A 20138-nucleotide genomic window follows, 5' to 3' on the forward strand; every position below is an offset into this window, starting at 1 on the left:
GCGCGTGAGGCGCCTCCAGGGCCGGGCAGGCCGGGTCCGCGGATACGGACCCGGCCCACTCAACCGCTCAGCCGAGGAGTTCGACCTCCGCCAGTGTCGACTTGTCGTCCGGCACCAGGCGGTAGTGCTCGTACGTACCGGGCGTCCGCACCGAGAAGACGCGGGTCTGCTTGTCCCAGGTGAAGGTCTCTCCCGACCTTCGGTCCAGGTCCCGCCACTTCTCGCCGTCGGGCGAGCCCTGGAGCACCCAGCCCGTCGGGGCCTTGCCGTGGTCCGACGAGGTCAGGGTGTACTGCACGGCGCGGCCCGGCTCCTTGACCGGGAGGTCCACCGACTCGAAGGTCGCCTCGGTGCCCGAGGTGTTGTCCAGCAGCGCCGTACCGCCGCTCGGCACCGTCAGGTCGTGGCGCGGGGTGGGCACCTTGTCGTCCTTGGTGATGGAGGACGGCGCGGCGTTCTTCCCCGTGCCCCAGGCCGACGGCTTCGGGCCCATCGCGAACTCCAGGGTGCCGCCCTTGGCGATCACCGAGTGCGGCAGCGCGGTGGAGTTCCACGCCTTGCCATTGACCTTCAGACCCTGGACGTACACGTTCCGCGCACTGTTGCGCGGGGCCTTGACGACGAGGTCGCGGCCGTTCTCCAGATGCACCGTGACCTTGGTGAACTGCGGCGATCCGATCGCGTACTCCGAGCCGCCCATCACCAGCGGATAGAAGCCCAGCGAGCTGAAGAGGTACCAGGCGGACTGCTCGCCGTTGTCCTCGTCGCCGTGGTAGCCCTGGCCGATCTCGCTGCCGGTGTAGAGGCGGGAGAGCACCTCGCGCACCTTCTCCTGGGTCTTCCACGGCTGCCCCGCCGCGTCGTACATGTACGCCACATGGTGGGCCACCTGGTTGCTGTGGCCGTACATGCCCATGCGGACGTCCCGCGCCTCGGTCATCTCGTGGATGACGCCGCCGTAGGAACCGGCGAACTCCGGCGAGGCGGTCTCCGGTGTGGAGAAGTAGGTGTCCAGCTTCTTCGCCAGGCCCGCCCGGCCGCCGTAGAGGTTGGCCAGGCCCCGGCTGTCCTGGGGCGCGGTGAAGGCGTAGCCCCAGCCGTTGGTCTCGGTGTAGTCGTAGCCCCAGATCCTCGGGTCGTACTTCTCCGAGTCCACGCGCCACTTGCCGTTCGCGTCCTTGCCCTGGAAGAAGCCCGCCTTGTCGTCGAAGAGCGAGACATAGCCCTGCGCGCGGTGCAGGAAGTACTCGGACTCCTCCTTGTAGCGGGCCTTCTTCGTTTTCGCGTAGAGCGCCTTGCCCATGTTGGCGAGGCCGAAGTCGTTGAGATAGCCCTCCAGCGCCCAGGACAGCCCCTCATGGGTCTCGGTGCTGGTGTAGCCCAGGAACGGCGAGGTGGACATGCCCTTCCGGCCGACGCCCGACGTGGGCGGCACGGCGGTGGCGTTCTTCAGCGCCGCCTCGTACGCGGCCTCGGCGTCGAACCGCACGCCCTTCAGATAGGCGTCCGCGAAGGCCACGTCCGAGCTGGTGCCGGTCATCAGATCGGCGTAGCCCGGCGAGGACCAGCGGGATATCCAGCCGCCGTCCTTGTACTGCTGCACGAAGCCGTCGACCATCGTGCCCGCCCGCTTCGGGGTGAGCAGGGAGTAGGCGGGCCAGGTGGTGCGGTAGGTGTCCCAGAAGCCGTTGTTGACGTACACCTCGCCGTCGACGATCTTCGCACCGGTGTGGGTCGGGGTGTTCTCCCCGGTGGCCGGCGAGAAGGCGCTCGCGTACTGGTTGCGGGGCTTCGCCGCCGTGCCCGTGTGCTCGAAAGCGGAATTGGGATAGAGGTACAGCCGGTAGAGGCTGGAGTAGAGCGAGGTGAGCTGGCCGCGGTCCGCGCCCTCGACCTCGACCCGGCCCAGGATGTTGTCCCACTCCGCCTGGGCGGCCCGCTTGACCTGCCCGAACGACCGCGACGCGGGCAGCTCCCGGTCGAGGTTGGCCTTCGCCTGGTCGACGCCTATCAGCGAGGTGGCGAGCCGGAGGGTGACCGTACGGTCCTTCCCCGGCTTGAAGCGGAAGTAGCCCGTGACATCCTTGCCGCCGCCCCCGTCCAGCTTGCCGCTCGCGCTCACCGGGGAGTCGAAGACGCCGTAGACGAACATCCGGCTGGCGCCGGTGGACAGTCCGCTCTTGACGTCGGAGTAGCCAGAGACGACGCCGTGCTCGGCGTCGAGGGTCAGCCCGCCGTTGTTGTTGACGTTGTCGAAGATGACGCTCGCGTCCTCGCCCGGATAGGTGAAGCGCATGGCCGCGGCGTGGTCGGTGGGCGCCATCTCCGCCGTGAGGCCGTTCTCGAAGGTCACCCCGTAGTAGTAGGGACGGGCGGTCTCCTTCTCATGGCGGAAGGGGAGCGCGCGGGCGGTGCGCCCGGCGTCCGGGGTGCCGGCCGCGCCGGACGGCATCACCTGGAAGGTCTGCCGGTCGCCCATCCAGGGGCTGGGCTCATGGCTGGCGCTGAACGCCTGGATGGTGGGGAGGTTGTCGGCGTTGTTGGCGCGGGCGTACTGGTAGAGCCAGTCGGTGGAGCCCGCGTTGGTCACCGGCGTCCAGAAGTTGAAGCCGTTGGGGACGGCGGTGGCCGGGAAGTTGTTGCCGCGCGAGAAGCTGCCGCTGGAGTTGGTGCCGCGGGTGGTCAGGGCGTAGTCCGAGAGGTGCGCCAGCGGCTTCTCGGGCGCCTTGGGGGCGATGGAGATGTCGTCCACCCAGCCGCGGAACTGCGCGGGGCCCTTGGGGGAGTCGTAGGCCACGAGGATCCGGTCGACCGTCTTGCCCGCGGCGACCGCGCCGATCCGCGACTCCTTGTGGTTCCACTGGTTGACGTAGAGCGTCTTGGAGGCGGCCTGGCCCTGCGGGCTCATCCGGGCGCCGTGCTGGTCGACCGCTCCGGGCAGCTCGCTGAGGTAGGTGCCGTCGGTGAAGGCGAGGTCGACGGAGACATGGGTGGCCGGGTAGTTCAGGTCCGTCTCGGTCATCGAGGGGAAGATCCGGTAGGACAGCCGGGTGTCCCGGGTGACGGCCGTGTCGACGTCGAAGACCTTGTTGTACGAGTACGCCCGGCCGTCCGGCTTGTGGGTGCCCGCGTAGCGCAGCGCACGGGTGCCGGTGAAGCCCGCGTTGGCCTTGGCGGTGGGGGAGCCGGTCGGGCCGCGGTCGATCTGGGTCTGCATGTCGGAGGCCGCGGGCGGAGTGGTGTCGCCGCCTGCCAGCTGCACCTCCGCGAGCTGGACGATGTCGTCCCCGGCGTTGCGGGTGATCTCCAGCCGGAAGTGCTTGAAGGGCGTGGAATTGTCGAAGGAGAACTCCCGCGTCTGCTGGCGCGAGGAGAATGTCTCGTCCTTACGGGTGTCCAGCGTCGTCCAGTCGGAGCCGTTGGCCGAGCCCTTGAGGGTCCAGTCCTTGGGGTCCCGGCCGGGGGCGTCGTTGGCGGAGGTGAGGGCGTAGCGGACGGCCTCCACCGGCTCGCTCAGGTCGAACTCGAGCCAGGCGGTGGTGTCGAAGGCCAGCCACTTGCTGGTGGCCTCGCCGTCGACGAGGTTCTCCTTGATCTCCCCGCCGTCGGTGTTCTCGTCGCTCGCGCGGACCTCGGTGACCTTGTCGGTGACATTGCCGGGGATGCCGGAGGAGTAGCCTCCGTCGACTCCCGACGCCTTCTTCTTGCCGTCGGGGCCGGTCTCGACCGTGTTCCGCCAGTCGGGCTGGGGATCGCCCGACTCGAAGGACGAGGCGAAGGTGCGGTCGGCATGGTGCGCGGAGTCCGGGCCGGCGGGGGCGGCGACCGCACCGCCCTGGGCCGTCACCGCCAGCAGGACGGCCGCCACCAGGGCGGCCGACCGTCCGATCCCACGCCATCGTCTCTGGGGTCGTCTCTGTCGCATACTCAGCCTCTCAACGAGTCTGACAACGTTGTCCACTGGTTCGGGCAGAGATAAGTAGGGAGGCAGGGGGAGGGTGGTGTCAAGGATGCGGACAGCGCTCAATGGGCGCCCGTGCGGCGGGTGGTACGCCGCGGGCCGTACCGCCATCGGTGGTACGGCCCGCGTCCATGGGGGCGATTCCGCCCGCCCACTGGGTTGCTCCTGGCGTGTCGTCAGCCCTCGCTGTCGGACTTGGTGGCCAGCGACAGCCGGCACTTCTTCGCGGTGTGGGAGCTGTCCGCCTTGATCCCGTCGACCTTGATGGTCTTCTCCGAGCCGCCCGCCACGGCCGCGTCGGACTCCACCCCGGTGGTCACGACCTCCTCGGAGCTGTCGACGAAGCCGACCAGCAGCGAGTAGTAGGCCGTGCTGGAGCCGGAATTGCTGATCTTCACATTGGCGTAGGGCTTGCCGTTCGAACCCCAGCCGCAGGTGCCCATCTTGGCGTCCGGGGTGACCAGTCCTGAGCCGCCGGTGGGGGAGTCCGACGGCTCGTCATACGGATCGTCGTAGGGGTCGTCGGTGGGCTCCTCGGTCGGCGCCTGGGTGGGCTCCACCGGCAGCTGGGCCATGCCCTTGCCGATCGCCGCGCCGCCCTTGCTGTCCCCGGCCGACGAGCCCCCTCTGTCGGAGCCGCACCCCGCGGTGACCGCGAGTGTCGCGGTCACGACAATGCTGGTGGCGAGGGTGAGCTGCTTCCGGGACACGGGAACCGCCTTTCGGGGAGCGCGCACGGCGGCGTGCCGCGCGGCAAGTCTCCCCTTACGGTATGTCGGACAGGTCTCAACTCGGGAAAGACTGGTACCCGATGACCTCTCGATCTTGCCCATATGAGGCCCAGTGGACTATACCTGTCGCCCCAGGGGGAAGGCCGCACCGCGGCCCATATCGGAGGGCCTCGGCGGGTCATCCGCTCTCCCCGGCGTACACCCAGCAATACTCCGCTTGACGCTTCAACTGACCCGCGGTGTCGGGCCCCTCGCCGGAGGCGAGTATGTACGGGAGACCGTTACACCGCCTGAGTCCTGACGAAGGCGAGGACTTGAGCATGGGATCCACCTCAGATGTCGGCCGTCGCGATCTGATCAAGCGCTCGGCGGCGCTCGGATTGATCACCGTGCCGGCGATGAGCGCGCTGTCCGCCTGTGCCAGTGGCGGTGACGACGACTCCAAGAAGGTCGACAAGGGCAAGAAGAGCGCCAAGAACCCGCTCGCGGTCAATGAGAGCGCCGCGCTCGACGTCGTCATCTTCGACGGCGGCTTCGGCCAGCAGTACGCCAAGGACGCCGAGGCGGAGTACGCCGCGGCGTTCCCGAAGACCAAGGGCAAGGTCAAGCACGCCGCCACCCAGAAGATCCAGACGGTGCTCCAGCCGCGGTTCAACGGCGGCACCCCGCCGGACCTCGTCGACAACTCCGGCGCCGAGCAGATGGACATGGGCACCCTGGTCGCCAAGAACCAGCTGACCGACCTCACCCCGCTGCTGGACGCGCCCTCCCTCGACGACCCGAACAAGACGGTCCGCGAGACGCTGCGGCCCGGTGTCGTGGAGATGGGCCAGTTCGACGGCAAGCCGGTGTGGATCCTCTACTACGCCTACACCGTCTACGGCGTCTGGTACTCCAAGAGCAACCTCGCCAAGCTCGACGTGGAGTACCCCGAGACCTGGGACGACATGCTCAAGGTCTGCGAGAAGGCCAAGAAGAAGGGCATCGCGGGCTGGACCTACCCCGGCAAGTTCCCCTACTACCTGCCGTTCAGCCTCTACCCCTTCATCGCCAAGATCGGCGGCCGGGAGGTCCTGGACTCGATCGACAACCTGGAGCCCAACGCCTGGAAGCACCCGGCCGTCAAGGCCGCCTTCGAGGCGTACTACGAGCTCTACAAGAAGGGCTACATCCTCAAGGGCACCCCGGGCCTGACCCACATCGAGTCCCAGACCGCGTGGAACCAGGGCAAGGCGCTGTTCATCCCGAACGGCTCCTGGGTGGAGAACGAGGCGAAGAAGACCACCCCGAAGGACTTCCAGATGGCGGTGGCCGCGCCCTCCAGCCTGGACAAGAGCGACAAGCTGCCGTTCGGCACCCTGTGGGCCTCCGGCGGTGAGCCCTTCATCGTCCCGAAGTCGGCGAAGAACCCCGAGGGCGGCATGGAGCTGCTGCGGATCATGCTCGGTGAGAAGTCCACCAAGAACTTCATCAAGCAGGTCTCCTCGCTCTCCTCCCTCAACGGCGGCACCGACGGGCTCAGCCTGCCGCCGGGCCTGGCGTCGGCGCAGGAGGCGCTGACCAAGGCGGGCAAGAACGTGGTCAACCCGCGGCTCCAGGACTGGTACGTGACGCTTCAGAAGCAGCAGATCGGCGTCGGCGCGCTCGGCGAGATGATGGCCGGCCGGATGACCCCCGCCGAGACGATCAAGAAGTGCCAGAAGTTCGCCGATGACACGGCCAAGGACGACGCCGTCAAGAAGTACAAGCACGTCTGATGCGGGTCCACGCGTCGCCGGCGGCATTATCCGTAGGGGAAGACCGAGGTCGGTAGAAATGCAGCATGGGAAGTACCGGTTCATCGCGGGGTTCCTGGCCCTGCCGGTGATCCTTTACGCGGTCTTCGTGATCTCGCCGTTCGTCCAGGCCATCTACTACTCCTTCACGGACTGGACGGGTCTGAGCTCCGACTTCAAGATGGTCGGGTTCAAGAACTACAACTGGCTGCTGCACGACGACCTCTTCTGGAAAGCGGTCGGGCACAATGTCCTGCTGCTGCTGGTGGTGCCGCTGGTGACGCTCGGCCTCGGGCTCTTCTTCGCCTTCATGCTCAATGTGGGTGGCCGGGGCCGTAAGAACGCGGCGATTTCCGGGGTGCGTGGCTCGAGCCTGTACAAGGTGATCTACTTCTTCCCGCAGGTGCTGTCGATCGCGATCGTCGCCCTGCTGTTCCAGTTCACCTACAACCCGCGCAACGGCGCGATCAACTCCTTCCTCGACGGAGTCGGCCTGGACTCGCTCCAGCAGCAGTGGCTGGCCGATCCGAAGCTGGCGCTGTGGTGCCTGATGGCGGTGATGGTCTGGAGCAACGTCGGCTTCTACGTCGTCCTCTTCTCCGCCGGGATGAGCTCCATCCCGAGGGACTTCTACGAGGCGGCGCTGCTCGACGGGGCCAACCGGGTCAAGACCTTCTTCAGGATCACCCTGCCGCTGCTGTGGGACACGGTCCAGACCGGCTGGATCTACATGGGCATCATCGCCCTCGACGCGTTCGCCGTGGTGCAGATCATGACCGTGGGGCCGGGCGGCCCCGCCGACTCCACCCAGGTCATGGGCTACTACGTCTACACCAAGACCTTCCACGACGGGCAGGCCGGACGGGCCACCACGATCGGCGTCGCGATGCTCATCGTCACCCTGATTTTCGCGGTCATCGTGACCAGGCTCGGCCGGCGCGAACGGCTGGAGTACTGATGCCGATCACACCGACCGCACCCGGCCACCGCCGCCCGACCGCCGATCTGGGGGTACCACAGTGACCTCGCACGCAGAGCCCTCGGAGCTCCCGGGCGTCACCAAGGAGGACGAGGCACCGGCCACCGGGCCCGTCGCCAAGCAGCCGCCGCCGGGCTTCACCCCCGAGGGCCGGATCGGCAGCGAGGGCAAGGTCCTCAACGTCTTCTCGCACGGCATCCTGGTGGTCTGGGGACTCCTGGTCACGCTGCCGCTGCTGTGGGCGGTGATGAGCTCCCTCAAGACCGACAAGCAGATCTTCACCTCGCCCTGGGGGCTGCCCTCCGCCCTGCACTTCGACAACTGGACCAGGGCCTGGAGCAAGTCGAACATCGGCGACTTCTTCCTCAATACGATCCTGGTGGTGGGCTGCTCCCTGATCGGGACGATGCTGCTGGGCTCGATGGCGGCGTACATCCTGGCCCGCTTCGAATTCCCGGGAAAACGGTTCATCTATTTCATGTTCGTCGGCGGGATGAGTTTCCCGATCATCCTGGCGCTGGTGCCGCTGTTCTTCGTGATGAAGAACATGAGCCTGCTCAACACCTTTCATGGGCTCATTCTGGTCTATATCGCCTATTCGCTGCCGTTCACGGTCTTCTTCCTCACCTCGTTCTTCAAGACGCTGCCGTCCTCGGTCGCGGAGGCGGCCCTGATCGACGGGGCGTCCCATACCAGGACGTTCTTCCAGGTCATGCTGCCGATGGCGAAGCCCGGGCTGATCAGCGTGGGGATCTTCAACTTCCTCGGGCAGTGGAATCAGTACATGCTGCCCACGGTGCTCAACACCGATGAGGACAAGCGGGTGCTCACCCAGGGTCTTGTGCAGCTCGCGGCCAGCCAGCAGTACAAGGGCGACTGGTCGGCGCTTTTCGCCGGTCTGGTGCTGGCGATGCTTCCCGTACTCGCCGTCTATATCGTCTTCCAGCGGCAGGTCCAGGCGGGTCTGACCGCGGGCGCGCTCAAATAGCGGCACCTCGCGGAGGGCTTTTCACGGCCCCGTCCTTTCCGTTCATCGGATAAGGACGGGGCCGTGCAGCTGTGGGCGGCGCAGGGTACCGCGAGCGGTCCCGGCACGGCCGGGGACTTGACGTGGGACAACCGTGGCGGCTCAGCTTAGAGTTCACATGTTGGAGACACAGCCGGGCCTCACTGCTGCGGTCCGGTCGGCGGAGCGGCCGTCGTGCCGCCCGCGAAGGCGGGAGTGGATGGGCGTGGAGACTCCGGGATCGCAGTCGTCGCTGCACCGGGCCAATCTCGAGCGGGTGGTCCGTGCGGTGCGCATGGCGGGCTCGCTGACCCAGGCGGAGATCGCCAGGTCCACCGGGCTGTCCGCCGCCACCGTCTCCAATATCGTGCGCGAGCTCAAGGACGGCGGAACGGTCGAGGTCACGCCCACCTCGGCGGGTGGCCGCCGGGCACGCAGCGTCTCGCTCAGCGGCGACGCGGGCATTGTCGTAGGAGTGGATTTCGGCCATACGCATCTGCGTGTCGCCATCGGCAACCTCGCCCATCAGGTGCTGGCCGAGGAGGCCGAGCCGCTGGATGTGGACGCCTCCTCCTCCCAGGGCCTGGACCGGGCCGAGCAGCTGGTCAGCAGGTTGATCGCGGCCAGCGGACTGAGCCAGGACAAGGTGGTCGGCGTCGGCCTCGGCGTGCCCGCCCCGATCGACGTGGAGACCGGCACGCTGGGCTCGACCGCGATCCTGCCGGGCTGGGCGGGCACCAATCCGCGCGACGACCTGGCCCAGCGGCTCGGGGTGCCGGTGCACGTGGACAACGACGCCAACCTGGGCGCGCTCGGCGAGCTGGTCTGGGGCTCCGGCCGCGGGGTCGGCGACCTCGCGTACATCAAGGTCGCCGACGGTGTCGGCGCGGGGCTGGTGATCAGCGGGAAGATCTACCGCGGCCCCGGCGGTACGGCGGGCGAAATCGGCCACATCACCCTGGACGAGTCGGGCCCGGTGTGCCGCTGCGGCAACCGCGGGTGTCTGGAGACCTTCACCGCGGCCCGCTATGTGCTGCCGCTGCTGCGTTCCAGCCACGGGGCGGACCTCACCGTGGAGCGCATGGTGCAGCTCGCCCGCGAGGGCGACCCGGGCTGCCGGCGGGTGATCGGGGACGTCGGCCGGCACATCGGCAGCGGGGTGGCCAACCTCTGCAATCTGATCAACCCGAGCCGGATGGTGCTGGGCGGCCAGCTCGCCGAGGCGGGGGAGCTGGTGCTGGGGCCGATCCGGGAGTCGGTCGCGCGGTACGCGATCCCGAGCGCGGCCCATCAGCTGTCGGTGATGCCGGGGGCGCTCGGCGGCCGGGCCGAGGTGCTGGGCGCGCTCGCGCTGGTGCTCAGCGAGATGGGCGACTCGACGCTGCTGGACGGGGCGCTCTCGGCGGGGGCTCCGGCCCTCACCTGAGAGCCTGTGTCATATCCCCGGCCGGGCGGGGGCTGTTGGGCCGTGGGGCTTGCCTTGAGCGGCTTTGTCCGGTCACGCTCCGTCTATCCGGCCTGTCCGGCTGCGTTCACTCAGATAACGAATGGCACCGTTGCCATCTCGTTAAGGATTTACTTCTTGACGCCATGCGGGCGGCCGAGTTGACTTCCAGCCACCTCGGCCGCAATGACGCGGCCTCGTCAGGGAGGTCACCCCTAAATGAACGCAACGATGCGTCGCGTCGCTCTTGCCGCTTCTGTCATGTCGATGACGGTAGCCCTCGCCGCCTGTGGCTCGGCGAAGGAAGCCGACAACGACAAGAAGGACGACAAGAAGAAGACTGGTCCGCTCACGATCGGGCTACTGCTGCCCGAGGACCAGACGGCCAGATACGAGAACTTCGACCGGCCGTACATCACCAAGAAGATCAAGGCACTCTGCGCGGACTGCAAGATCCTCTACGTCAACGCCAAGTCGGACCCCTCGGTCCAGCAGCAGCAGGTCGACTCGATGATCACCAAAAAGGTCGACGCGATCATCCTTGACTCGGTGGATTCCAAGTCCATCGCCAGCTCGGTCAAGAAGGCCGACGAGGACGGTATCCCGGTCGTCGCCTACGACCGGCTGGCCGAGGGCCCGGTCTCCGCGTACACCTCGTTCGACAACGAGACGGTCGGCAAGGTCCAGGGCAAGGCGCTGCTCGAGGCGCTGGGCGACAAGGCCAAGAGCGGCAAGATCGTCATGCTCAACGGCTGGGAGGCCGACCCCAACGCCGCCATGTTCAAGAAGGGCGCGCTGTCCGTCCTCAAGGGCAAGGTGAACATCGGCAAGTCCTACGACATCGACCGCTGGCTGGCGGACAAGGCCAACGAGGCCATGACGGGCGCCATCTCCTCGCTCGGCAAGGACAACATCGTCGGCGTCTACTCGGCCAACGACAGCATGGCCGGCGGCGCGATCACCGCGCTCAAGAGCGGCGGCCTCAACCCGCTGCCCCCGGTCACCGGCCAGGACGCCGAACTCGAGGGCGTCCGCCGGGTCGTCACCGGTGAGCAGTACATGAGCGTCTACAAGTCCTACCTTGACGAGGCCGCCGCCGCCGCCGAGATGGCCATCGCGCTCGGCCGCGGCGAGAAGGTCAACGAGTCCAACACGGTCGACAGCCCGACCACCAAGGACATCCCGGCGACGCTGATCACCCCGATCTCGCTGACCAAGAAGAACATCAAGGACACCGTCGTCAAGGACGGGAACTACACGGTCGCCCAGATCTGCACCGCCAAGTTCAAGGCGGCGTGCGCAGCGGCCGGTCTGAAGTAACGGCCGGTCTCCGGCACATCTCGGAGCAGGGCCGTCCGTAACCGCGGACGGCCCGCCTCCCTGACCCCACCCCCCAATCGAGGGGAGAGCACCCTCTCCCCTCCGTCACACAGCAGGGACCCCCCTGCCCGGAACGGAGATGGCCATCGTGCCGAACGGACCCGTGTTGGCGTTGCGCGGGATCTCCAAGCGGTTCGGCGCCGTCCAGGCGCTCACCGACATCCATCTGGAGGTCCACGCCGGTGAAGTCGTCGCCCTGGTGGGCGACAACGGCGCCGGCAAGTCGACCCTCGTCAAGAGCATTGCCGGAGTCGGCCCCGCCGATGAAGGCGTCGTCGAGTGGCAGGGCAAGCCCGTCCAGGTCAGCCGGCCGCACGACGCCCAGGAGCTGGGCATCGCGACCGTTTACCAGGACCTCGCCCTCTGCGACAACATCGACGTCGTCGGCAACCTCTTCCTCGGCCGCGAGATCCTGCGCGCCGGGGTGCTCGACGAGGTCGAAATGGAGCGGCGCTCCCGTGAGTTGCTCCAGACCCTGTCGATCCGCATCCCCAGTGTGCGGATCCCGATCGCCTCGCTCTCGGGTGGCCAGCGGCAGACCGTCGCCATCGCCCGTTCGATGCTCGGCGAGCCCAAGCTGGTGATCCTGGACGAGCCGACCGCCGCCCTCGGCGTCGAGCAGACCGCACAGGTCCTGGACCTGGTCGAGCGGCTGCGCGACCGCGGCCTCGCCGTCATCCTCATCAGCCACAACATGGCCGACGTCAAGGCCGTCGCGGACCGGGTCGCGGTGCTGCGGCTGGGCCGCAACAACGGCATCTTCGATGTGAAGACCACCTCTCAGGAAGAGATCATTTCCGCCATCACCGGCGCCACGGACAACGCCGTGACCCGCCGCAAGGCGCGTAGCGGGGAGGTCGCGAAGTGACCACGAACGTGGACAAGACCAACGGCGGTCCGTCGAACGGCGCCAACAAGGCGAGCGGCCCGGCCGACGCCAACCCCGTCGCCAAGGACGCGGTCACCGTCGTCGACCCCCGGCTGCTGGTCCGTCAGGAGGGCTTCAGGGGCTATCTGACGGAGTTCGGCCGCAAGATGCGCAGCGGTGATCTGGGCGCGGTCCCGGTCATCGTCGGCATCGCCATCATCTGGGCGGTCTTCCAGGCGAAGGACAGTGCCTTCCTCTCGCCCAAGAACCTCTCCGACCTCTCCATCCTGCTCGGTGGCACCGGCATGATCTCGGTCGGGATCGTCTTCGTGCTGCTGCTCGGTGAGATCGATCTGTCCGTCGGCTCGCTCAGCGGTCTGGCCGCGGCGACCCTGGCGGTGCTCAACGTCAACCACGGGGTGCCCGAGGGGATCGCGGTGCTCGCGGCGCTCGCCAGCGGCGCGGTCCTCGGCGCGGTGCACGGCTTCTTCTTCGCCAAGATCGGTGTACCGGCCTTCGTGGTGACCCTGGCCGGTCTGCTGGCCTGGAACGGTCTGATGCTCCAGGTGCTCGGCACCACGGGCACCATCAGCATCGCGGACGACAGCTTCGTGCGCGATCTCACCGCGCACTACTTCAGCCAGCTGATCGCCGCGTACGGGGCGGCCACGGTGGCGACGGCGGGCTTCTTCCTCGCCCAGTTCCTGGACGCCAGGCGCCGCAAGGCGGTCGGCATACCCTCGCGGCCGTTGAGCGAGATCCTGGTCCGTACGGGCGTGCTCGCGGTGATCGTCTACGCGGCGGCCTGGCGGCTCAACGAGTACAAGGGTCTGCCGCTCGCCCTGGTGATCTTCGTGGCGGTCCTGGTGATCCTGGACTTCGTGGTCCGCCGCACCTCCTACGGGCGCAAGGTGATCGCCCTGGGCGGCAGCGTCGAGGCCGCCCGCCGCGCGGGCATCAACGTCGTCGCCATCCGGATCTCGGTCTACTCGCTGGCCGGGCTGATGGCCGCGTGCGGCGGCATCATGATCGCCTCCCGGATCGGCTCCGCCAGCCAGCAGGCCGGCACCGGCAACCTGCTGATGGAGGCCATCGCTGCCGCGGTCATCGGCGGCACCAGCCTCTTCGGTGGCCGGGGCTCGGTCTGGTCGGCGCTGCTCGGCATGCTGGTCATCGGCTCGATCTCGTCCGGGATGAACCTGCTGGGCGTCGCGAACTCCGTCCAGTACATGATCACCGGTGGGGTGCTGCTGGCCGCCGTCGTCATCGACTCGGTGTCGCGCAGGACTCAGCGGTCCGCGGGTCGCGGCTGACCCCGGACGCCTCGTCCGCTCACCCGGCTGCCCGGTGCCTTCATGGAAGGCACCGGGCAGCTGTCTGAAAAGAACACGCGTGACGGAGATCGCATGGGGGGAGGTCTGCGCCGGAGGGCGGAACATTAGACTCGGGCGGACGGCAAGCTCCATGGAGACGCTCGAAGCAAGGAGGCACGGGTGCTGCTGACCCGCATCACGGGACCGCGCGATCTGGACCGGCTCACTCCGGAGGAGCTGGACCAGCTGGCCGCGGAGATCCGCTCCTTCCTCGTCGACGCCGTCTCCAAGACCGGTGGCCATCTCGGCCCCAATCTCGGCGTGGTGGAGCTGACCATCGCCCTGCACCGGGTCTTCGACTCGCCCCGGGACAAGGTGCTGCTGGACACCGGCCACCAGTCCTATGTGCACAAGCTGCTCACCGGCCGCCAGGACTTCTCCAAGCTCAAGAGCAAGGGTGGTTTGTCCGGTTATCCCTCGCGCGCCGAGTCCGAGCACGACGTCATCGAGAACAGCCACGCCTCCACCGTCCTCGGCTGGGCCGAGGGCCTCGCCAAGGCCAATGAGCTGCTGCGCAAGCCGGACCATGTGGTCGCCGTGATCGGCGACGGCGCGCTCACCGGCGGTATGGCCTGGGAGGCGCTCAACAACATCGCCGCCGCCAAGAACCGCCCGCTGGTCATCGTCGTCAACGACAACGAGCGCTCCTACGGCCCGACCATCGGCGGCCTGGCCAACCACCTCGCCACCCTGCGCACCACCGACGGCTACGAGCGCTTCCTTGCCCGCGGCAAGGACCTGCTGGAGCGCACCCCGGTCGTCGGCCGGCCGCTGTACGAGACGCTGCACGGGGCCAAGAAGGGGCTGAAGGACTTCATCACCCCGCAGGGCATGTTCGAGGACCTGGGGCTGAAGTACGTCGGCCCGATCGACGGCCATGACATCGAGGCGCTGGAGTCGGCGCTACAGCGGGCGAAGCGTTTCGGCGGCCCGGTCATCGTGCACTGCCTCACCGAGAAGGGCCGCGGCTACCAGCCCGCCCTCCAGGACGAGGCGGACCGCTTCCACGCCGTCGGCAAGATCCACCCGGACACCGGGCTGCCGATCTCGGCCTCCGGCGCCGACTGGACCTCGGTCTTCGGCGAGGAGATGGTCAAGCTCGGCGAGGAGCGCGAGGACATCGTCGCGATCACCGCGGCCATGCTGCACCCGGTGGGGCTCACCGAGTTCGCCAAGCGCTTCCCGGACCGGGTCTACGACGTGGGCATCGCCGAGCAGCACGCGGCCGTCTCGGCGGCGGGCCTGGCCACCGGTGGGCTGCACCCGGTCTTCGCGGTCTACGCCACGTTCCTCAACCGCGCCTTCGACCAGGTCCTGATGGATGTGGCGCTGCACAAGTGCGGCGTCACCTTCGTCCTGGATCGCGCCGGTATCACCGGAACCGACGGGGCCTCGCACAACGGCATGTGGGACATGTCGCTGCTCCAGGTCGTCCCCGGTCTGCGGATCGCCGCCCCGCGCGACGCCGACCAGGTCCGCGCCCAGCTGCGCGAGGCCGTGGCGGTGGAGGACGCCCCGACCGTGGTGCGCTACTCCAAGGGCGCGGTGGGCCCGGCGGTCGCGGCCGTCGGCAGGATCGGCGGCATGGACGTACTGCGGGAGCCGTCCGAGTCCGCCGGGGACAGCCCCGACGTACTGCTGGTCTCGGTCGGCGCGCTCGCCCCGATGTGCCTGGAGATCGCCGACCTCCTGGACAAGCAGGGCATTTCGACCACTGTGGTCGACCCCCGGTGGGTCAAGCCGGTGGACGAGGAGCTGCCCGTGCTCGCCGACCTCCACCGGGTCGTGGTCGTCGTCGAGGACAACATCCGGATCGGCGGTGTCGGCGCGGCCGTCGCCCAGGCGCTGAGCGACGGCGGCTTCGACATGCCGGTGCGCAACTTCGGCATCCCGCCGCGCTTCCTCGACCATGCCTCCCGTAAGGAGGTCATGGCGGAGATCGGACTGACCGCGCCGGACATCGCCCGGCAGGTCACCGGGCTGGTCGCCAGGATCGGCGGCCGCTACGGACACGAGCCAGCGGACGCGGGCTCCCAGGGCGCCGAGGTGACCCGGCCGACGACGGCCGAACCGGTGCGCGACTGAGCCACCGCCCCCTTCCGCCTGGGCCGGTCGGAGCGCTTCCTGCTCCGACCGGCCCAGCGTGCGTCGCGCCGCCCGCCCCCATCGGGTGAATCGGGGACGGCCCTGAGCGTGCATACCTCGCCGCCGATCGGTAACCAGAAGCATGAGCCGCACGGCAGGCGTGGAGGTGGCACCGGTGAACGTATCGGAACCAGGCGGAGGCACCGGAGACAGAGTCCGGCCGCGCTACCTGCGGACGAAGAGCATCGAGCAGTCCATCCAGGACACCGAGGAGCCCGAGCACACCCTCACCCGGTCCCTGTCCGTCCTGGACCTCACGGTCTTCGGCGTCGGCGTCATCATCGGCACCGGCATCTTCGTGCTCACCGGCTCGGTCGCCAAGGAGCAGGCGGGGCCGGCCACCGCGCTGTCCTTCGTGGCCGCCGGTATCGCCTGCGCCCTGGCCGCGCTGTGCTACGCCGAGTTCGCCTCGACGGTTCCGGTCGCGGGCTCCGCGTACACCTTCTCGTACGCCTCGCTCGGCGAGCTGCCCGCCTGGATCATCGGCTGGGACCTGGTGCTGGAGTTCGCGCTGGCCTGTGCCGTGGTCTCGGTGGGCTGGGCGGGGTACATCCGCTCACTGCTGGACAACGCCGGATGGCAGCTGCCCGACGCCCTGTCCGGGCCCGAGGCCGCGCACGGCTTCTCCTTCGACCTGCTGGCCTTCCTGCTGGTCCTGGTGATCACCGCGATCCTGGTCTTCGGCATGAAGCTGTCCGCGCGGGTCACCTCCGCGGTGGTCGCGATCAAGGTGATCGTGGTGCTGCTCGTCATCATCGCGGGCGCCTTCTTCATCCACCCGGAGAACTACCACCCCTTCGTCCCCGAGGCCCAGGGCTCGGTCTCCGGCTCGGGGCTGAAGGCGCCACTGATCCAGCTGATGTTCGGCTACGAACCGACGACCTTCGGCCTCCAGGGCATTTTCACCGGCGCCGCCGTGGTCTTCTTCGCCTTCATCGGCTTCGACATCGTGGCGACCGCGGCGGAGGAGACCCGGAATCCACAGCGGGACATGCCCCGCGGCATCCTGGGCTCGCTGCTCATCTGCACGGTGCTGTACGTCGCGGTGTCCATCGTGGTCACCGGCATGCAGAAGTACACCAAGCTGTCGGTGGACGCCCCGCTCGCCGACGCCTTCAAGGCGACCGGCCATCCGTTCTACGCGGGCCTCATCAGCTTCGGCGCCGCGGTCGGGCTGACCACCGTGTCCATGATCCTGCTGCTCGGCCAGAGCCGGGTGTTCTTCGCGATGAGCCGCGACGGGCTGCTGCCCAGGGTCTTCTCCCGGGTGCACCCGCGCTACGGCACGCCGTACCGCTCGACGATCGTGCTGGGCGTGGTCATCGCCGTGGTGGCCGGCTTCACCTCGATCTCCGAGCTGGCGGCCCTGGTGAACATCGGCACGCTCTTCGCCTTCGTCGTGGTCGCGCTGGGCGTCATCATCCTCCGCCGCACCCGCCCCGACCTGCCCCGCGCCTTCCGCACCCCCTGGGTGCCGGTGCTGCCGATCCTGTCGGTGGCCGCGTCGCTGTGGCTGATGCTCAATCTGCCCGCCGAGACCTGGGTGCGGTTCGGGGTGTGGATGGTCATCGGCCTCCTCGTCTACGTCCTCTACGGGCGCCGCCACAGCCGGGTGAGCGCGGCGGGGACGCGTACGGAGTAGGGGGCCCGCGGACCACGCGGTGGAGCCGCGTATCGACGCTTTCCCCGCCCCGCCCCTCCCCGCTACCAGGGGCTCCGCCCCTGGAGGGGATTGACGGGCCGACCGCCGCCCCTGCGGTCAGCGTCGGCGCGGCGGATGACCGGGGGACGCCCGCGCACATCCGAGTCGCCCGGCGGGACTGTGTGGCGGGGCTCCGGGTTCGCTCCACCCCTGGCCCCTGGGAGGCGGCGCCGAGCCGATGGTCGCCGCACTCGGCCCACCGGCCGGGCCACGTGGGGTGCGGTAACGCGTGCACCGGCGGCTGGTTGCGGTTGGCGTGCCGACGCGGTGGATGTCTGGGTGGGCGGCCGCGTACAACGGCGGCGTCCGGCTGGGGGCGGGGGTGGAGGGTCCGTTTCGCTCCGCCCCTGGACCTTGAGGGGCGCGGAGCGGCTCTCGCCGCGTCGGCGTCCCGACCGGGCCACCTGGGGTGCGGCCGGGGGCCTGGGTGGAGACCCGGTTGTGGGAAGGGGCGGGGAGGGGAACAGCTCGCCGCAGGAGGCACCGTCCGTCGGACACCTCCTGGGCCCTGACCGGCCCTAGGACGAGCCGTTCGGGCGGACCGAGCGGGGGCCCGTCGTCTGCGCGCCCAGTGCCGTGACCCGGGCCCGCAGCTCCTGGTCCGCCGTCACCACCAGGCAGGGGCGGCCCTCCTCGCGGGCCGCCACCACGGCCACGATGTGGTCGTCGCCGCTGCCCGGCGCGGACTCCACCCGTACGCCTGCCACCGGCTCGACGCCCCGTGCCGCGCCCTCGACCACCATCACGATGTCCACCGGAGGGTCGGTGGCCCAGTCGGGCACGCCCGGGCGGGCGGGGAGCCCGGCACCGGCGAGGACGGCCAGCCGGTCGCGGAGTCGCTCGGCGGCGCCGCGCCGGTCGCGCCACCACCCATCCGGAACCGAGCCGACCACATTGGCAGCGTCCACGACCACAACCCCATCCATAGTCAAGGCAAATTACTATGGACGTCGTTCGATCAGGTGGAAGGGCTCGGGGAAGGGTTGGCAGCGGGCCATGGCGTTGCGGTTGCTCCGCGGCAAGGACGGCAGGCTCACGGCCTACGCACCGGTGACGGGCGGTGTCGCCCGCTGGACCGAGGACCGCCCCGGCGGGGCGGAGTGGTCGGGGCCGTGGTTGATCGAGGTGTCCGGCCGTCTGGCCGGGCTGACCGTCGTTCAGAGTTCCGAGGGCTATGCCCATCTGGTGGGGCTTCGGCACCGCCCGGGCGGCGCCGGGGAACCGGCGCGCGTGGACCTCGTCCACGCCACCCAGTTCCAGTCCGGCCGCCCGCTGACGGCATGGCACTCGCTGGGCACCCCGCATCCGAAGGACGCCCGCAAGGCCGAGCGGACCGGCCCGCCGGCCGCGGCGGTGGACTCCACCGGCGCGCTCCGCGTCTTCGTGCGCAACGCCGGGGGCGGGGTGAGCGCGCGGCGGCAGGACCCCAAGGGCACCTGGGAGCGCTGGACCGACTGGAAGGGCACGCACGTACTGGGCGGCATGTCGGCGGCGTCGACCGCCGACGGCCGGCTCGAGCTGCTGGCACCGGCCGGGAAGGGTGCCGCGCTGCGCTGGTACCAGCCCAATCCGGGCGCCGCGCCCAAGCGGGGCGAGGACGTCCCCGCCGACGCCCGGCCGGATTCGGCGTCCATGGTGGAGAGCAGCCCCGGCACCCTCACCCACTACTGGCGCGATGCCCGCAGCGGTGAGGTGATGGCCTGGCGGCCGGACTCCCCGGCCCCCGCGCCGCTGGGCGGGGCCACGGGCACCGGCCCGGTCGCCGCGGTGCGCGCCATGGTGGACGGCCACGACTGCACCGTCCTGGCCCACCGGGACCCCGCGGCCGGTGGGCTGGCCGTCGCCGCCCACCCCTGCGAGGACGAGGCGGCGGGAGTGTGGTGGACGCCCACGGGCGAGCAGGGCGCCCATACCCCGGCCCTGGCTCTGGACAGCCAGGGCCGGGTGGTGCTGGCCGCGCTGACGCTGGACGGAAAGCTCCTGGTGGCCCGTCAGAAGACCGACGAGCGCGGGCTGGCACTCCGGGCCTGGACCCGCGTGGGAAGCGGCTGAGCGGCGCCACAGCCCGGCTGAGGGCCCGTTCGGCGCGCCGGCCCGGCACCCGTGGAAGGCCGCCGACCCGTTTCCCGCCCCCGGGCGTGGCCCTGCCCCGGGTGTGCCCCGGGCCCCGGTGTGGCTCTGCGTCGGGTGTGCCCCCGCGCCGGGTGTGACCCGCGCCGGGTGTGCCCCGGGCCCCGGTGTGGCTCTGCGTCGGGTGTGACCCGGGCCCCGGGCGTGGCTCTGCGTCGGGTGTGCCCCGGGCCCCGGTGTGGCTCTGCGTCGGGTGTGACCCCGCGTCGGGTGCCCGGCCCCGGGTGTGGCTCTGTCCCGGGTCTGACCCCGGTCCGGGTGTGGCTCTGCGTCGGGTGTGACCCGGGCCCCGGTGTGGCTCTGCGTCGGGCGTGGCCCTGCCCCGGGTGTGCCCCGGGCCCTGGGTGTGGCTCTGTCCCGGGTGTGGCTCTGCGCCGGGTGTGACCCGCGTCGGGAGTGCCCTGGGCCCCGGGCGTGGCTCTGCCTCGGGTGTGACCCCGCGCCGGGTGTGACCCCGCGCCGGGTGTGACCCCGCGCCGGGTGTGCCCCCGCCCCGGGCATGACCCGGGCCTGGGCGTGGCCCCGCCCCGGCAGCGACCCGGCCCGGATAGGCGGATACGCCTGGCGGATGCTTGCCGCCGAACGGCGGTCCGGTCCCGGCGTGCGGCGTGGCTCGACCGCCCCGCGCCGGGCCCCCTCCGCTC

General features: G+C 69.6%; 13 protein-coding genes. 10 read left to right on the top strand and 3 right to left on the bottom strand.

The annotated features are described in order from the left end of the window. Nucleotides 1-67: 67 nt before the first annotated feature. Both ABD329_RS25025 and ABD329_RS25030 read right to left on the bottom strand, forming a co-directional pair. Nucleotides 68-3925, bottom strand: a complete 3858-nt coding sequence (locus ABD329_RS25025; RefSeq protein ID WP_198276161.1) for a GH92 family glycosyl hydrolase — start codon at nt 3923-3925, stop codon at nt 68-70. Between the two features lie 212 nt (nt 3926-4137). Then, nucleotides 4138-4671: a hypothetical protein gene (locus ABD329_RS25030; RefSeq protein ID WP_198276162.1), complete on the bottom strand. Its 534-nt coding sequence runs from the start codon at nt 4669-4671 to the stop codon at nt 4138-4140. 341 nt (nt 4672-5012) lie between these two features. Between ABD329_RS25030 and ngcE the strand changes: the two genes are divergently transcribed. From ngcE to ABD329_RS25075, 9 genes are all read left to right on the top strand, one after another. Continuing rightward, nucleotides 5013-6449 (top strand): N-acetylglucosamine/diacetylchitobiose ABC transporter substrate-binding protein, encoded by a 1437-nt coding sequence (ngcE, locus tag ABD329_RS25035; RefSeq protein WP_198276163.1) that lies wholly within the window; start codon nt 5013-5015, stop codon nt 6447-6449. A 58-nt stretch (nt 6450-6507) separates the two neighbouring features. After that, nucleotides 6508-7425, top strand: coding sequence for a carbohydrate ABC transporter permease (locus tag ABD329_RS25040; protein WP_198276164.1), 918 nt, complete (start codon nt 6508-6510; stop codon nt 7423-7425). 175 nt (nt 7426-7600) lie between these two features. Further along, nucleotides 7601-8434, top strand: a complete 834-nt coding sequence (locus tag ABD329_RS25045) for a carbohydrate ABC transporter permease (RefSeq protein WP_309142663.1) — start codon at nt 7601-7603, stop codon at nt 8432-8434. A 244-nt stretch (nt 8435-8678) separates the two neighbouring features. Next, nucleotides 8679-9878: an ROK family transcriptional regulator gene (locus ABD329_RS25050; RefSeq protein ID WP_198276166.1), complete on the top strand. Its 1200-nt coding sequence runs from the start codon at nt 8679-8681 to the stop codon at nt 9876-9878. Between the two features lie 237 nt (nt 9879-10115). Further along, nucleotides 10116-11216, top strand: coding sequence for a substrate-binding domain-containing protein (locus ABD329_RS25055; protein WP_198276167.1), 1101 nt, complete (start codon nt 10116-10118; stop codon nt 11214-11216). A 139-nt stretch (nt 11217-11355) separates the two neighbouring features. Further along, on the top strand, nt 11356-12144 hold the full coding sequence (locus ABD329_RS25060; protein WP_044569228.1) for an ATP-binding cassette domain-containing protein: 789 nt from the start codon (nt 11356-11358) through the stop codon (nt 12142-12144). After that, nucleotides 12141-13457 carry a sugar ABC transporter permease gene (locus ABD329_RS25065; RefSeq protein ID WP_198276168.1) on the top strand — a complete coding sequence of 439 codons (1317 nt, stop codon included), beginning with the start codon at nt 12141-12143 and terminating at the stop codon, nt 13455-13457. The genes ABD329_RS25060 and ABD329_RS25065 overlap by 4 nt, the downstream gene beginning before the upstream one ends. A 180-nt stretch (nt 13458-13637) precedes the next feature. After that, nucleotides 13638-15602, top strand: a complete 1965-nt coding sequence (gene dxs / locus ABD329_RS25070; protein ID WP_198276169.1) for a 1-deoxy-D-xylulose-5-phosphate synthase — start codon at nt 13638-13640, stop codon at nt 15600-15602. A 175-nt stretch (nt 15603-15777) separates the two neighbouring features. Continuing rightward, entirely contained in the window at nt 15778-17304 is a 1527-nt protein-coding gene (locus tag ABD329_RS25075; RefSeq protein ID WP_425574377.1) for an amino acid permease, read from the top strand. Nucleotides 17305-17882: 578 nt separating this feature from the next. Here ABD329_RS25075 and ABD329_RS25080 read toward each other — a convergent pair. Next, nucleotides 17883-18290 (bottom strand): NTP pyrophosphohydrolase, encoded by a 408-nt coding sequence (locus ABD329_RS25080; protein ID WP_198282324.1) that lies wholly within the window; start codon nt 18288-18290, stop codon nt 17883-17885. 70 nt (nt 18291-18360) lie between these two features. Here ABD329_RS25080 and ABD329_RS25085 point away from each other — a divergent pair, with 70 nt between their 5' ends. Next, complete coding sequence (locus ABD329_RS25085; protein WP_198282323.1) at nt 18361-19416, top strand: PLL family lectin; 1056 nt, start codon at nt 18361-18363, stop codon at nt 19414-19416. Nucleotides 19417-20138: the final 722 nt, after the last annotated feature.

The sequence above is a fragment of the Streptomyces javensis genome (assembly GCF_039525925.1).
GTDB lineage: Bacteria > Actinomycetota > Actinomycetes > Streptomycetales > Streptomycetaceae > Streptomyces > Streptomyces asiaticus.